This window comes from Thermostichus sp. MS-CIW-36 (assembly GCF_054059035.1).
Genome location: NZ_JBSSBR010000019.1, coordinates 1 through 14,775, shown reverse-complemented (window position 1 = coordinate 14,775; position 14,775 = coordinate 1). Strand labels below are relative to the sequence as shown.

Sequence of the window (14,775 nt, the reverse complement as noted above, 5' to 3'; positions counted from 1 at the left end):
GATAAAAAGTCTGACTCCAATCCAATTGACCCCAGTCCAATCAAGAGCGAGGATGCAAACCATGAGCACGACTGCAACTGCCACCACCGTTGTCCGGGTGCCGATTGTGGATGCCACCCCAGAAAATGTGCAACCCTTCGGCCAACTTATAGGGGACGATGTGGCCAATCCTGGGCTGGGGATCCCCTTTTATCAGGGGCGTGTCCTGGAAGGACAGAACATCGACTTTCAATACACCGGCAGAGCCGTTATCCGTACGGCTAAGATCCTGCCCGGATATCCACCTGTGCTCTGGCTGGAGCGCCACATGCGTATGACCCAGTTGTTTGTCGGCCTGGGGCAAGAGCCGTTCATCATGGTGATGGCTCCTCCCAACCATCCCAAAGCAGCTCCCGATCTCGACAAAGTACAAGCCCTGCGATTCCCTGCCGGGCATGGGCTGCTGCTGCACCTCGGCACGTGGCACGATTTCCCCATTGCCTGCGAGCGCCCCGTTGTGGTGCTAACCGCCAACTCCGAAGAAGTGGTGGAAGCCCTGGCCAGCATGAAAGGTGCCCAGGAAATGAATCAGGGGGATGTATTCAAAATTTCCCTCCCCCAACGGCTGAAAGCGGAGATCCACCTGGAGTTGGTCTGAACGCAAACCTGGATCCCGGGTCTCCACAGAATGCCAAAGCCTCAGTTCTAGAAGCGGCCCTCTATCAGCCTTTGGCCAGATAGGGGACTCGTCGCCTTATTGGGGTCGGCCTCTTGTACCGAAACCACCCTTTGGGCTCTTTCTCCCTTGCAAGGGACAGCGCTCTGCAACAGATTCTGGTAGTGGTTTATTTCTCCAAAAAGGTGCCCCGGCAGCATCCCATTTTGACTACAGGAGGCCGGTATTCCCGGATACTTGAAAAGCAAGGCGCGATGTTCATTTTGGGCAATCACGAATGTCGTTACAGCCCTTTCGCGAGTTTACTCCGTCCGCATCTGGGTTCCCGGCCCACTTGGGTAAGGGGCTCTGGCAGCGGATCTTGTGCAGGTGACCGGCGGAAGGGCTGCTATCGCGGGCCATCTCGGCAGCAGCTTGACCCATCCAAACTTTGTCTAAGTATTCGAGAACACCTATCCACCCAGCGAAGAGCTTTGAGACAAGTTCAGAGAGAAATGCCCCTGCGCAAGGGAGGATTCACAAGCAAAGTGCGAGACAGAAGGCTACCTACGACTCTGCCAACGGGACTCTCTAGGAGAGGCGTATCCAACCGGAAGATTCACAAACGTCTGCAGCGTTGGCATCTGAAGAGAGTTGCCTTATATTAAATCAGCTAGCATGTTCGATATTTGCCAGAATTTAAGTTATCGTGAGAGCTGACATGCCATCCAATTGGTCAGACATCCATCCTCCCAATCCTGGGCAAGGGCTCGATCAAACTCAGTCAACGCCTTCCCATTGGAATGAGGGCTACAGGGGAGAAGGCTCTCACGCCGAGTATGAGAGGAACGGATCTCAGACCAGAGCGGCGGATCGTCCAGAGGAGATCATGCCGAGCAATGCCGCAAAGATTAAGGTTGTAGGCGTGGGGGGTGGGGGTGGCAACGCGGTCAGTCGGATGGCGGCCAGCAACATTGTGGGCGTCGAGTTTTGGAGCGTCAACACCGATGCGCAGGCCCTTGCCCAGTCCTCGGCAGTGAACCGCTTGCAAATTGGGCAGAAGCTGACTCGAGGCTTGGGTGCAGGTGGTAACCCGGCTATTGGCCAGAAAGCGGCAGAAGAATCCAGCGAAGAAATAGCAGCAGCCATCAAAGGAGCAGATCTGGTCTTCATTGCCGCCGGCATGGGGGGAGGCACGGGCACGGGTGGAGCACCCATCATTGCCCAAATTGCCAAAGCCAGCGGTGCCCTGACGGTGGGAGTGGTGACACGGCCCTTTTCCTTTGAGGGCAAGCGCCGCAGCAAGCAGGCCGAGGAAGGGATCCAAGCGCTGCAAGAGGCAGTCGATACCCTGATTGTGATTCCCAACGACAAGTTGCTTTCGGTGATCTCCGAGCAAACCCCTGTCCAAGAGGCTTTTCGCGTTGCGGATGATGTGCTGCGTCAGGGGGTGCAGGGCATCTCGGATATCATTCTCATTCCCGGCATGATCAATGTGGATTTTGCCGATGTGCGCAGCGTGATGGCCGATGCCGGCTCTGCCTTGATGGGAATTGGCATGGGATCCGGCAAGTCCCGCGCCCGCGAAGCCGCCATTACCGCTGTATCTTCGCCGCTTTTGGAAACCTCCATCGAAGGGGCTAAAGGTGTCCTCTTCAACATTACCGGTGGGCCGGATTTGTCCTTGCATGAGGTCACGGTGGCTGCCGAGATCATCGCCGAGGCAGTGGATCCCGAGGCCAACATCATCTTCGGCACCGTCCAAGACGAGCGCATGCAGGGGGAAGTGCGCATCACCGTCATTGCCACCGGTTTCCATGAGAAAGCCCGTGCGGCTGCCATCCCTGCTGCAACCAAAGTTTCTGCCTCCAACAAGTCAGGGGTTCGTAAGCCCACCCCCACGAGCCCTGAGCTGCCGCCTCGACAGCCCCCGGAGCCTGAGCCTCCGATGTCGGGTGGCTTGGATATTCCCGAGTTTTTGCGCCGCCGGCGGCCCCCTTCGTAGAGTAGAGTGAAGGAATGCCGGTATCTTGGTGCCGGTTGTCAAGGGTGGGGAGTGCTTCGGGGTTAAGCCATGAACATTGTTGTCTTGGCGGGGGGTCGTTCGGCAGAACGTCAAGTTTCTTGGGTAACGGGTAAAGCCTGCAAGCGAGCTTTGGAGGATTTGGGCCACCGGGTGAAGGTGATCGACCCAGAGGAGGATCTGCCGCTGCGCCTTTGGCAGGAACGGCAAGCCGGCTGCGATTTCGTTTGGATTGCCTTGCATGGCCCCGGCGGCGAGGATGGGGTGGTACAGGGGATGCTGGACTGGCTGGGCCTGCCTTACCAAGGATCCGGGCCGCTGGCCAGTGCCCTTGCCATGGATAAGCTGGTCTCCAAGCAGATCTTTCGCGCCGCGGGGATCCCTACCCCCGATTGGCGGGTTTGGGATGACCAAAACCCCCTCGCTTGGGCCGACTGTGCGGCAGAGTTGGGATCCCCACTGGTGATTAAGCCCAGCAACAACGGCTCGACGGTGGGCATCAGCATTGTCCGGGATGAGAGGTCATTTGCTCAGGGGCTGGAGTTGGCCCGCTCAGTCTCGTCGCGGATTTTTCTGGAGCGCTACGTTCCCGGAAAGGAGATCACCCTCTCGATCTTGTCCGGCCAAGTTCTTCCGGCCATTGAGATCATCCCCGCCCAAGGCGACTTCTACGACTACGAAGCCAAGTACGCACCCGGTGGCTCGCGGCATTTGATCCCCTGTTCCCTCAGCCCGGCAGGGTTGGCCCGCTGTGAGGCTGCAGGTCTGAAGGCCTACCAGGCGTTGGGGTGCGAAGGCTTGGCGCGGGTGGATCTGCGGGTGGATCCCGAGGAAAATCCTTGGGTGTTGGAGGTGAATACACTGCCCGGCATGACCCCCACTTCCCTCTGTCCCGATGCGGCGGCAGCTCTGGGGTGGACATTCACCGAGTTGGTGGAGCGGATGCTGCAGGATGCCCTGCGAAAGGCAAACTTGACCGGATCCCGGCGTTCTCAAAGTCCATCGGCGACTCTCGGCAACGCTCCGTAAACTACCCGACTCCGACCGCTAAAGCGGTACGGAGCGGGCTTTCAGTAGCCCTGAGCCTGCTCTGCTCTACCAGAGAACAAAACAGGCCCGAACCTCTAGGCTGGTTTACGACAGCCCCCAAGAGCGCAATTACGTTTGCACCATTCAAATCCGCATCTCCTTCCCATCCACAGTGCCCACACTTGAACGACTTGCCACTGCGGTAGGACTTGCCCTGCTCAGGGTGGATGTGTAAGCACCGGTGACAGGTCTGCGACGTGTAAGCAGGCGGCACAAGAATCAGAGAAACCCCTGCAACCCTCGCCTTGTATTCCAGAAACTGGCGTAGTTGGTAGAACGCCCAACTGTTGGCCCTGCGCCGCTCGGCTTTGCTGCGCGGCTGTTGATTGACTCTTTTCCGGATCCCTGTCAGGTCTTCCAGGGCGATAGCGCTGTTGGTAGCTTTTGCCCTAGAGACAATAGCTTTGGAGATGCGATGATTGACCCACGCCTGAAAGCGCCTCTCCTTGCCAGACAGCCGTTGCAGCAGTTGACGGCATCTGCGCCGCGAACTGCGTGTGCCCTTACTGGCTTTGCGTTGGAGTGCCGCCCTCAATCGAGAGTAGTGGTCTCGGACTCGGTTCAACTGCTGTCCATTCCAGTTATCCCCCTCTGACGTATGGGCAATATCTGTCCTTCCCAAGTCCACCCCCAGCACTCTACCCGTGCGTTGCGGTGGGGATGGCTCCGTTTCCACACAGATCTGAATAGAGTAGGAACCGTCTTTGCGCTTGACCAGAGTGGCAGATTTGGGATTGGAGCCCGCCAGCCGTTCTCTCTGGTAGCGGCCAATCGCTAGCTCAAAGCGCTCCCGACCCTCCACCGTGGTCAGCGACACCGACCAGTCTTTCTCGCGGAACGAAAAGATACGTGCATCGTAGGTAGCGAAGCCACCCTTGAACGCTTTGACGGGGCGGTTTTTCTGTCGGGCAACTTTACGGGCGCCGGCCAGCCGTCTGCAGACCTGCTGAGCCAAGTTACTGGATAAGCCGAACCGGGCACGGATTTCGCGGTAGCACAGAGACTGGAGCTTAACGGCGTTGGCGACTTTCTCGGGTGTGTTTTGGTTGACCCAGTTCAAGGCTTGGCCAAAAGCCTCCAAAGTCGCGTCCAATTTGGCGGCTTGCGACGGGGACGCCTTGAGCTTGCAGGAGACGGTCAGGACTTGGGTCATGGTTCTATCATAACTTCCGCATTCCTCCCGACACTGACCCTACGGGTACAGTGCGGGGCTCCTGCGATTTCTAGCTGAGGCTTTTCCCAAGACAAGAACAAGAACCTTTACCCAGCTCTTTCAGAGAAGGGCAACCAGCAAAAGAATCACCCCAATTCCAACAATCAGTACAGCTCCCCCCAGCCACACCCAGGAGATGCGGGACCTGCTGCCTATGTCGGTTTTCCCGACAGGATTCTCCGGCGCAGGTTCAGGCTTTGAGTTGACCGAATCCGGGGCAACAACTGTCAGATCCTGCAGTAGGCGATCGCCTTTTTTTTCCAACAGAACTGTGGTTTCTTCTGAGGCCAGCAGCGGGTTCAACAAGGGGGCCGTTTGCTCCCACTCGTATTCAGAATGTCCCGACTCACGCCCGTACACCGTGACCTGCTCTAAGCCGGGCAAGCCCAACGCCCTGAGCTCCACCCGCACCCGCTCCGTGAGATGGGGGTAGTCCACTCGAGCCAGGGGGGGCCGATTCAGGAGAACGTGTAGATGACCTTGGCGGCGTTTGACCGCAATTCTGACCGGGGCAGCCAACCGAGCCTGCAACGCTTGGGCAATCTCAGCTTCGGTCATGGTGCAGCATCCAAGGTGTGCGGGCTAATTCTAATACAATCCTAGAGCAACCGTGCAGAGGGCTACGGGGGCTCGGGGTAGAATGAGATGCGCGTTGGCGAAGAAAAGCAGAGCGTTCCTCTTTTCTCTCGCCGGATCCCTAGCTGGAAGTTCTATGCAAGAGAAAACCATTGTCCGCGATTACTTCAACTCCGTTGGCTTCGAGCGCTGGCGGCGCATTTATGGTGAAGAAGAAGTCAATTTCGTCCAAAAAGACATCCGCCTTGGCCATGCTCGCACAGTAGAGACGGTGTTGCAGTGGTTGGGGGATCCCTCGGGTTTACGCATTTGTGATGCCGGATGCGGGGTGGGCAGCCTCAGTTTGCCCTTGGCCACCAGAGGGGCGCAGGTGTTCGCCAGCGACATCTCGGAACAAATGGTGAACGAAGCGCGCCGCCGCCAGCAAATGGAGCTGGGATCCACAGACAACCCCCAATTTTGGGTCTCGGATCTGGAGGAATTGACGGGGGAATACGATGTCGTCATCTGCCTCGATGTGATGATCCACTACCCTGAAGCCGAGGCCCTGCGCATGCTAAAGCACCTGACCCGCCTGGCTCGGTCCCGCCTGATCTTCAGTTTTGCTCCCAAAACCCCCTGGCTGACGCTGCTGAAGAAAGTGGGAGAGTTCTTCCCCGGCCCCAGCAAAACCACCCGCGCCTATCAACACCGAGAGGCGACCTTGGTGAGCCAATTAACCGAATGGGGCTGGAAAGTGCAGCAGCGACAAACCATTCGCAGCCGCTTCTACTTTGCTTGGCTGCTCGATCTGGTTCGCTGAACCTGCCGCCCACTGGATACCTTCTGTCGGAATGTTCGCCTGAGGTGGTGATCTCCCAGATTTCCAGACGCCAGGAAGCGATCTCGAGCCAGCAGTATGGCCATGCTGGTTTGCCTCAGCCCAAGGGGTCAGCCGAGGTTATCCAGTTGCTCCAGCAAATCGGGATCCGCCAACTTTTGTAGGGCAAGCCGCGCGTCATCCCGCACCCCCCAATCGGGATCGCGACTGGCGCTGGTCAGCAATTGCCTTGTTAGCATCGTGTAAACAATGGGATCCTCGAGAGCCAGTTTCACCTGTTGCCCCAGGATCCCTAAGCTCCAGGCACAGTTGCCGCGTACCGCTGCGATTGGATCTTGAGCCAAGCCCCGGCAGAGAGCTGCGACCACCTCATCCAATGCCGGGCCAGGCAACGCCTGCGCCTGGGCCAGTTGTCCGAGGGCACTGGCAGCCCACAATCGCACTGCCGCGATATCCCCGGCCAACACTTCCAGCAACACCGGGTACGCCCGCGGATCCTTGGCATTGCCCAACGCCCACACCAAGCCTTTGCGCACATAGCCGTTCCAATCCCAGCGCAAGCCCTCGATCAGCACCTCCACCTCAGCGGGATCCGGATTCCGACCTAGGGCATAGGCTGCTCCCACCCGCACCAACGGGCAGGGATCCCGGACTAGGGCCAGCAGGGGTTTAACGGCACGGGGTTCTTCGATCTCACAAAAAGCGCGGGCCGCCTGCATCCGCAAATAGGGATCCGGATCCTGCAACTGCTGCAGCATCAGCTCCACATCCACCTCCGGCGGTGAGTGAGGTGGCAGCTCGTCTAGGGGCTCTAGGGGAGAAAAAGCGTCTTCTTGCATGAAGGGGTGCCCAGGTGTTGGCGGAGGGGACGAGGGCAAAACTTGCCCTTCCTCAAGGCAAAAGCCAGAGCCACAACAACCAAACCAGCAGCAGAGTTGCTGCCCATCATAAACTGCCGGGATCCTCCATCTGATCTGCTCTTTCCGGTTGGGATCCCGGCACCCTAAGCAAGTCCGCTCCTTCCAACACCCGCGCCGAGCGGATCACATCTCCCACCTGGATGCGCTCCACCCACTCCATCCCCTCGGTGACGTAGCCGAACACGGCATAGCGCCCGTCCAAAATCGGCAGAGCAGAGAGGGTGATGTAAAACTGGGAAGAGGCTGAGTCAAGTGGGCTAGAACGGGCCATGGCCACCGCCCCCAAACGATGGGGCAAGAGCAACTTACTCAGAGCAGCGGGATCCTGGATCAAGGTGTTGTAGCGGGGGTAGGGTTCCCCACGCAGCTGAATTTCCAGGGGGATGGTGCGCAGGCGGTTGCTCCCCGGCTCTGTTGCACCCCCTGTACCGTCACCACGGGGATCCCCACCCTGCACCACAAAAGGCTGCGGATCCTTTTCCACCCGATGGAAGGTGAGGCCATTGTAAAAGCCCCGCTGAACCAAATCCACGAACTGGCCGCCGGTCAGGGGTGCCGCTTCCCCGTGGATCGCCAAGATCACCTTGCCTACCCCCTCAGCAGTTTGCACCTCCATCTCCACCACTGCCTTCCCTTGCAGTTGCGGGCGGCTAGCATAGGCCGCCGGGATCCCAGAGGGGGATTCTGAGAGGGGGGGTGTACTGCGACAAGCCAACAGCCCGAGACAGAGGTATCCCAGAACTAAGCCCACTCCCACTCTGCAGCGGCTCATTCGCCCCAGCTTGGCGAATTTCATCTGCCCCTTCTCCTTCAATCCAATCTCCCACCCTCCAGGCGCTGCTGCCATCGAGATCTCTTAGCCCGGGGGGGATCCCTATTTGGATGCTTTAGATCCGCTGCGACAGTCCCAACTGCAAGGTGACGCTTTGAGCGCCATTGCTCACCCTCACACCGTAGGGGCTGATGGAGGTAACCCGCCACTCTGCTTTCACCGCATGGCCAACAGCCACCTGACGTACTACGTTGTCGATCAAAATCAGGGCCTTGGGAGCACCTGGATCGTGGATCAATCCCACCAGCTTCATCTGCGGCACAGGCTGGGGTGGGATCCGCGCTGGCACCGGAGGCGCAGGTACCCTGGGGGGAGAGGGAAGACCAGCCCCTCTTGAAGCAAGAGGAGCGGCAACAGTCGGCGGTTTTGCCGGTTCGACCAAGACAGCCTTTGCAGAATCCTCAGGTGGAGCTTTGGGGTTTTCATCCACATCAGCAGCAGTGGGAAGCAAGGGCTCCTGGTGAGCATCGGAATGGGAAGAATTGGGTGCCTCAGCCAAGGGATCCCGAGTGGCCTGCGAAAAAACCACCGCCCGCGGGCGCAGGGTCATCCAAAAAGCCAGCCCTGCCACCAAGGTAGCGGCCAAAGCCATACCCAGCAGTAATCCTCCGGCAGCAGAGAAGCGCCGGGAAGGCAGTGGGGGCCGTGTGCCGAGGTAAGGATATTCGCCGGCTTCTGACAGCCCCTCTTCCAAGCTGTTCTCCAAATCCTCGAACAGCTCATCCAACAGAGAATCTGCCTGCTTGACTTGGCCAGACCATGCCCAAGGGGAACGACGGCCTCTGCCCGCTGAAGCATCTAACCCGGACATACAACCTCCCTAGCCTGAACGGCGGGGATCCCGAGGAGTTGAGACACTCAGCCAACAGTTGCCGTCTATCGCCCAAAGGCTCTCAAAGGAGCCGCATTTCCGGGTACTCGGTCAACAGCGCCTCTGCCGACAGGGTGTCTCCCTCCAACTGCGGCGTCCACAGCACTTCGATGGCCACAATCCGATCTGCCGGAATCGAAGCCAGCTGCAACAGGCACTGCCGCAGATCCGCCATGGAGTTAACTACAGGTAGTGTACCCAAGTTACCACGATACGCAACCAGTAGATTTACCAGCAGGTACTCGCCAACATCTGGGATCCCAGCAGCAGATCGCTGCAGCGCCGCTTGGGAGACTTGTTGGATCTGGTTGTTGCGGTTGCTGAGGCTTTCGACGCTGAACTTGCTCCGTTCTTGTAAAGAGGCTTGATAGAACAGGGATTCGGCGCGGGAGAGGGGCAGCTTCTCCGCTTGGGCATGGCCATAGGCCCAGTAGTCACTGTAGCGCATCAAGCCAAGGGTGACCTCTTGCAACAGTTGGCTCAGCCCTTCTGGCGACTGAGTATCCGCCTCCAGAGCCAGGGCGTTCATGTCTTTTTGCAGTTGCCGGGCGCTGGCCAGCAGTCCCACTTTTACCTGCGCAACAGTTACCTGGGGATCGCGAACCCCAATGCTATCGTCCCCTTCTTCGGATCTGATCCCCGAGCGCAGCGTCTGCACCAAAAAGCTACCTGCCCCAATCAAGAGCAGCAGTGTGAGCAGGCCGCCACCCCCTCCCCAGAAAAAGGGCACCAGCAGCGGAAAACCGAAGCCGCCCCCATAGCTGGGGTACACGGGAGCTGAGTAGTGCGGGCCAATCGAGCGGGGGGCAGAGAACGTCGGAGACCGGAAAGATCCGCCGCCAATGCGACCGCCACTGCGTGCCCAAACAGCGCCTATGGGAGCCAGGGCCAAGGTCAAGGCCAGGGCAATGGCCAGCAGAGGCCGGCAGACGCGACCGATTCGTTTCAGCATGATCACAATGTTTTCGTCCATCACGGGGCTAGTCTTTCTTAATTCTACGCTTTCTCGTTGGCGGGAATAGGGGCGGAAACCGATCCCCCACCCGGCCATCTCACTTGTTCAATTCTTCTGTGTTGATTCTTTGTGTACTGAGCCGGCCAATGACCGTCAACCAATCGAGGCAGAGCCATGCTACGGTCTGGAAGGTTGCCAGGAGGAGGGCAAACAACAGCAATGCAAACTCAGGCTAACGTCCAAGCCGAGGAAAGAGAGCGGGCATCTTCTCCACCCCGTGCCCAGATTCGGCTGTTGGTGGTGGATATCGATGGCACGATTGCCGGGCCTTCCAACCAGGTTTCAGAGCCGGTTCGGGAGGCCATTCAGAAGGCCAAAGCAGCAGGGGTGCGAGTAGCCATCGCTACGGGTCGCATGCATCGTTCTGCCGAGCGGTTCCACTACGCGATTGGGGCCGATATGCCCCTATGCAGCTACCAGGGGGCTTTAATTCGGGATCCCGATAGCCAAAAGACCCTAAAGCACTGGAGCCTGGACTGGCCGCTGGCCGAGGAGTTGTTGCAAGCGTTGCAGGATCAGCCGGTGGGGGTTCACCTCTACATCGATGACCAGCTCTACTTACGGGAGCTGAGCCCTCTCAGTCAGGCCTATGCTGAGCGCTCTCAGGTGCCGTTCCAGATGTTCTCTTCCGCCCAATACGGACGAAGCCCCACCAAGATCCTGGCTGTTTCCGAGGATCTCGAGTTCCTGCAGGAATTGCAGGGATCCCTGCGGCGGCGGTATTCCCCTGACCAGCTCTACCTCACCCGTTCAGAGCCGATTTTTCTCGAGGCTACCCATCCGGCGGTGAACAAGGGCAATGCCGTTCGTTTTTTGGCGGAGGAAATGCTGGGGTTGTCGGCGGAGCAGGTGATGGCCATTGGCGATGGCGACAACGACATCGAGATGCTGCGGTATGCGGGGATCGGGGTGGCGATGGGAAATGCCTCGCCTGCTCTGTTGCCCCATGCCGATTGGATTGCCCCTCCTGTGGCAGAAGACGGGGTGGCGGCAGCCATCGAGACCTTTATCCTGGGCTAGGCAGGGATCCCATGCTGGGTCTGGCTTCTTCTCCCTTTCCTGAGGTCACCCTGCGTCCGGCGCAGCAACAGGCGTTGGCCTACCAATCGGGGCCGCTGGGGATCGCCGCCGTTCCGGGGAGCGGCAAGACCTTTATTCTGGAGCTGTTGATCGCCGATTTAATTCTCAATCGGGGGATCCCACCGGAGCGCATCGGGGTGTTCACCTACATGCGTTCGGCGCGGGGCAACTTGATCAGCCGCATCAATCAACGTTTGCAACGGGCGGGGTATCCGGATCGCTTTACCCAGGCCTTTACCCTGCATTCTTTGTCGTTGCGGGTGTTGCGGGAGGCCCCCAGCCGTTGGGAGGAGCTGTCTATTTTGGAGGGATACGAACAGGAGCGGTTGCTCAGCCGCCTGTGCCGCGCTTGGCTCGTCCGCCATACTCAGCTCTGGGAGCCGCTGATCCCCGGCGACAACAACCCGCAAAAGATCGCCCAAAACCGAGCCCAGTTCCGGCGCAGTTTCCAGCAGATGGTGCAGGTGGTCATCAGCAGGGCCAAGAATCTGCGCCTGGGGCCAGAAGTGATCCCCAGCGAGGGCTATCTGGGCTGGGCTGCTCCCATCTACGCCGGTTATCAAGCGGAATTGCGTCGCCTGGGCAAGTTAGACTACGACGACCTGGGCTGGCAAGCAGTGGATTTGATCGAGGGCAGTCCAGAGCTGCGGAAGCAGGTGCAGAACTGGTACGACTACCTGTTCGAGGATGAGGCCCAAGACAGTTCCCCCCTGCAGGAAGAGCTGCTGCGGCTGCTCAGCCAACGCACCGGCAACCTGGTGCGGGTGGGGGATCCCAACCAGAGCATCATGGGCACCTTTACCAGCGCCGAGCCGCGGCTGTTTCGCGCCTTTTGCCAGGCCAGTCCTCAGGTGGTGCTCTTGGATGAATCCAGCCGCAGCGCCCCCCAGATCATCGCTTTGGCCAACCGCCTGGTGGAGTGGGTGAATCAGCAGCACCCCATCCCGGCTTTGCGCACCGCTCTGGCCCCCCAGCCCATTCAACTGGCCACCTCCGGTGGCCAAAACCCCCCGGCCAGCGAGGGTGGTGTGGACTTTCTGCGGGTTGTCGGATCCCCGGAAGAGGAGCTGCAACAGGTAGTGCGGCAGGCCATTGCAGCCGCCCAAGCTTTTCCCGGCCAAACGGTGGCCATTCTGGTCACCACCAACGAAATGGGGGGCAAGGCCCTCAGCTATCTCCAGGAAATGGGAGCGGAGCGGGTGATCGATCTGTTGCGGGGCAGTCCCAGTCAGCGGCGGGTGTTGTTGCAGCTCAAGGGAATCATCGACTGGTTTGCCCAGCCCACTGCCCCCCCTCGCTTGGCTGCTGCTGTGGATTGCTTGGCGGATTGGGCGGGGATCCCACGTGCTGAACTGGGACCGATGTTGAGCTGGATCCGCGCCTCTCTGCCGGAGCGGCTGCTATTTCCCAACTTTGGTGAGGCTCCCACTCTGCCCGATGGCCCGCCTTGGCAGAACTTGGGCAGGCTGCTGCGCACCCTTGCCGGTTGGCTCCGGGCCGGGCGCTCCCCTTGGCCAGAGGTGCTGAATGTGATCGTTCAAAGCCTCTACCGCAAGCCGGAAGAGCTGTTTGTGGGTCGCTATGTAATCGATCAGCTGGAGCAGGTGCTGGGATCCCTGCCCGAAACCGATTGGCAGGAGATCGCCCAAGAATTTCAAGTGATTCTGGATCACCGCCTCAACAACTTGCCTTCGGAGATCTTCGCCTTCGACCCCGAGCCGGGCAGCATCACTGTCACGACTCTGCATCGCGCCAAGGGGCTGGAATGGGATCAGGTGTTCATCCCCCAGGTGTCGGCCTACGAGTTTCCCACCCAGTACGGGGAGCGGCCCCTGGGGCTGAGGTTTTTGGATGAAGTGGATATGCAGGCAGAGGCCCTGGCTCAGTTGCGACAGCTCAGCCCCAAAGGCGGCTGGGATCTGCAGGCCGACTCGGCCACCAAGCAAGCCTTTTTGGACTTGGCAGCGGAGCGGCTGCGGCTGCTGTATGTGGGCATCACCCGCAGCAAACGACGGCTCACCCTCTCGGTATCCAGCCAATCTCGCTTTGGCACAGAGCAGAGTTCATCTTTGGTGTTTCGGGTGTTAAGTCGCAGTTTTAGGGCCGGTTGACCGAGTGAGTCTCTCGTTCTTCATGGATTGGCAACCTGCTAGCATGGCTAAGCCCGATAGCGCTTGCGCGCCGCCTTGCGGCAATGGGGCAGTCTTTCAGAAGCTATGGATATTCTGCAATGCAACCTCGGCGTATTGCCCGCGAACTGGCCCTGCTGGGGGTCAATCAACTGCCAGCCACGGCGGCCAAACTGAGCGAAAAACAACTGGAGGACTTGCTGCTGGCAGCCATCCGCGCCCTGAGTGAAGAGACCCATGAAACCCTCTCCACAGCGGCGGCGGAAATCCAGCGCAGCGACCGTTTGTTGCACGAGAGCGATCCTCTATTGTTGGCCGATTCGGATCCCAAAGAAGAGGGTGGATCCCGCTCCGTCACCCTCCGCCTTCAGCAGGCCCAACGACACCTGCAGCGCCTGGAAATCACTCTGAAGGAGGCGGACGTTCCTGACCCCAATGCCTTACGGGGGGAATTGCTGGAGCTAATCCAGCAGGTGCAAGTGGCCCTCGGCAACGCCGGCCAAGCCTTAGAACACCTGGAACAGCGGCTGCACAGCGTCCGCCACATCTTGGATGAGGTTGTCCAGTTGTCCCAAAGAGCAGTCAACCGGGTGGGCGTTGCCCTGTCCATGCCGGAACTGTTGTACATTGCCCAATCCCAAGAAGTGCGCGCCTACGCTTTGCAACTGTTAACTGCCCTGCGAACCCACAAGGAGGCGATTGATGCTCGTTTGCAAAAGGCTTTGGTGGGTTGGCAATTGCAGCGGGTTGGTCGGATCGAACGAGATATCCTGCGCCTGGCGGTGGTGGAGATGGAAATACTGGCCAGCAGCCCCGTGAAGGTTGCCATCAACGAAGCTGTAGAATTGGCCAAAAAATACGGGGATCCTGAGGCCGCCGCTTTCGTCAACGGAGTGCTGCGACGGGTAGTGGACAGCCAGATGGAGACCCACCGGGGTCGGGATCCCTCCCTCCCTGGTTCTGGTTCCGGGGGCTGAGCAGATCACTGGGGATCTTCCTTGCCAGGATAAAAGTCGGGATCCATCACCTGCTCAAATGTGTAGGGACACTGGGCAGGCAGATCTGCTTCAGACAATGGTGTTTCTCTCACCACCAACAGGATCCCGTCCTGGTGAGCCTCTTGCAGGGCTGCCGAAAGATCGGGCTTGAGGCTGGGACTGTCTTTGAGCAATCGCTGGATCTGGCGGCGTTGTTCAGTAATCGTTGCCCGCCAACTTTTGCCTCGCAGGTGGGGTTGCAATTGCCACTTCAGCAAATGCCCTACCAGGATCCCCAGCCGGTGCAGCAATTCCCGGCGTTCTTGCCTGCCCAAAGCCTCGATTTCCTCCACCAAGTTGGCGATATCCAGTTGATCCCACTGCCCCGATTTCAGCAGTGCGGCTTGCTTTTGCGTCCAGGCATAGAAGTCGTACTCGTAAAGTTGCATGCTTCATTGCCTAACTGGGCACTGGCCAAGGAGATCTTAGTAAACTACCCGACTCCGACCGCTAAGCGGTACGGAGCGGGCTTTCAGTAGCCCTGAGCCTGCTCTGCTCTACCAGAGAACAAAACAGGCCCGAACCTCTAGGCTGGT

General features: G+C 59.1%; 14 protein-coding genes. 7 read left to right on the top strand and 7 right to left on the bottom strand.

Annotation, left to right across the window (positions count from 1 at the left end; translation table 11 throughout):
* Positions 1 to 61 precede the first annotated feature (61 nt).
* From ACVWVQ_RS09285 to ACVWVQ_RS09275, 3 genes are all read left to right on the top strand, one after another.
* Positions 62 to 637 (top strand): ureidoglycolate lyase, encoded by a 576-nt coding sequence (locus ACVWVQ_RS09285; protein ID WP_414388025.1) that lies wholly within the window; start codon positions 62 to 64, stop codon positions 635 to 637.
* Positions 638 to 1,523: 886 nt separating this feature from the next.
* Entirely contained in the window at positions 1,524 to 2,639 is a 1,116-nt protein-coding gene (ftsZ, locus tag ACVWVQ_RS09280; RefSeq protein WP_457508135.1) for a cell division protein FtsZ, read from the top strand.
* Positions 2,640 to 2,708: 69 nt separating this feature from the next.
* Entirely contained in the window at positions 2,709 to 3,686 is a 978-nt protein-coding gene (locus ACVWVQ_RS09275) for a D-alanine--D-alanine ligase (protein WP_457508134.1), read from the top strand.
* A gap of 1 nt (position 3,687) precedes the next feature.
* Here ACVWVQ_RS09275 and ACVWVQ_RS09270 read toward each other — a convergent pair whose 3' ends face one another.
* Both ACVWVQ_RS09270 and ACVWVQ_RS09265 read right to left on the bottom strand, forming a co-directional pair.
* Complete coding sequence (locus ACVWVQ_RS09270; RefSeq protein ID WP_457508132.1) at positions 3,688 to 4,899, bottom strand: RNA-guided endonuclease InsQ/TnpB family protein; 1,212 nt, start codon at positions 4,897 to 4,899, stop codon at positions 3,688 to 3,690.
* Between the two features lie 120 nt (positions 4,900 to 5,019).
* On the bottom strand, positions 5,020 to 5,517 hold the full coding sequence (locus ACVWVQ_RS09265) for a hypothetical protein (protein ID WP_457384787.1): 498 nt from the start codon (positions 5,515 to 5,517) through the stop codon (positions 5,020 to 5,022).
* Positions 5,518 to 5,671: 154 nt separating this feature from the next.
* Between ACVWVQ_RS09265 and bchM the strand changes: the two genes are divergently transcribed.
* Entirely contained in the window at positions 5,672 to 6,337 is a 666-nt protein-coding gene (gene bchM / locus ACVWVQ_RS09260) for a magnesium protoporphyrin IX methyltransferase (protein ID WP_457404286.1), read from the top strand.
* Between the two features lie 128 nt (positions 6,338 to 6,465).
* On the opposite strand, the gene ACVWVQ_RS09255 is transcribed toward bchM, so the two are convergent.
* The 4 genes from ACVWVQ_RS09255 to ACVWVQ_RS09240 all read right to left on the bottom strand — a co-directional run bounded on the left by ACVWVQ_RS09255 (position 6,466) and on the right by ACVWVQ_RS09240 (position 9,951).
* Positions 6,466 to 7,194, bottom strand: coding sequence for a HEAT repeat domain-containing protein (locus ACVWVQ_RS09255; RefSeq protein WP_457508130.1), 729 nt, complete (start codon positions 7,192 to 7,194; stop codon positions 6,466 to 6,468).
* 106 nt (positions 7,195 to 7,300) lie between these two features.
* A complete protein-coding gene (locus ACVWVQ_RS09250; RefSeq protein ID WP_011433685.1) occupies positions 7,301 to 8,071 on the bottom strand; it encodes a peptidylprolyl isomerase in 771 nt (256 codons plus the stop codon).
* 91 nt (positions 8,072 to 8,162) lie between these two features.
* Positions 8,163 to 8,918 (bottom strand): hypothetical protein, encoded by a 756-nt coding sequence (locus tag ACVWVQ_RS09245; protein ID WP_457404281.1) that lies wholly within the window; start codon positions 8,916 to 8,918, stop codon positions 8,163 to 8,165.
* A gap of 82 nt (positions 8,919 to 9,000) precedes the next feature.
* Positions 9,001 to 9,951 carry a DUF1517 domain-containing protein gene (locus tag ACVWVQ_RS09240; protein ID WP_457508128.1) on the bottom strand — a complete coding sequence of 317 codons (951 nt, stop codon included), beginning with the start codon at positions 9,949 to 9,951 and terminating at the stop codon, positions 9,001 to 9,003.
* A 201-nt stretch (positions 9,952 to 10,152) separates the two neighbouring features.
* On the opposite strand from ACVWVQ_RS09240, the gene ACVWVQ_RS09235 reads away from it, so the two are divergent.
* The 3 genes from ACVWVQ_RS09235 (at position 10,153) to nusB (ending at position 14,179) form a co-directional block, all read left to right on the top strand.
* Complete coding sequence (locus tag ACVWVQ_RS09235) at positions 10,153 to 11,013, top strand: Cof-type HAD-IIB family hydrolase (protein ID WP_457508126.1); 861 nt, start codon at positions 10,153 to 10,155, stop codon at positions 11,011 to 11,013.
* 11 nt (positions 11,014 to 11,024) lie between these two features.
* On the top strand, positions 11,025 to 13,184 hold the full coding sequence (locus ACVWVQ_RS09230) for an ATP-dependent helicase (RefSeq protein ID WP_457508124.1): 2,160 nt from the start codon (positions 11,025 to 11,027) through the stop codon (positions 13,182 to 13,184).
* A gap of 119 nt (positions 13,185 to 13,303) precedes the next feature.
* On the top strand, positions 13,304 to 14,179 hold the full coding sequence (gene nusB / locus ACVWVQ_RS09225) for a transcription antitermination factor NusB (RefSeq protein WP_414331399.1): 876 nt from the start codon (positions 13,304 to 13,306) through the stop codon (positions 14,177 to 14,179).
* Between the two features lie 5 nt (positions 14,180 to 14,184).
* Here the strand turns inward: nusB and ACVWVQ_RS09220 are convergent, their stop codons facing one another.
* The gene (locus ACVWVQ_RS09220) at positions 14,185 to 14,628 is read right to left on the bottom strand and encodes a DUF29 domain-containing protein (RefSeq protein WP_414331397.1); all 444 of its coding nucleotides are present in this window, start codon (positions 14,626 to 14,628) and stop codon (positions 14,185 to 14,187) included.
* Between the last annotated feature and the right edge of the window lie 147 nt (positions 14,629 to 14,775).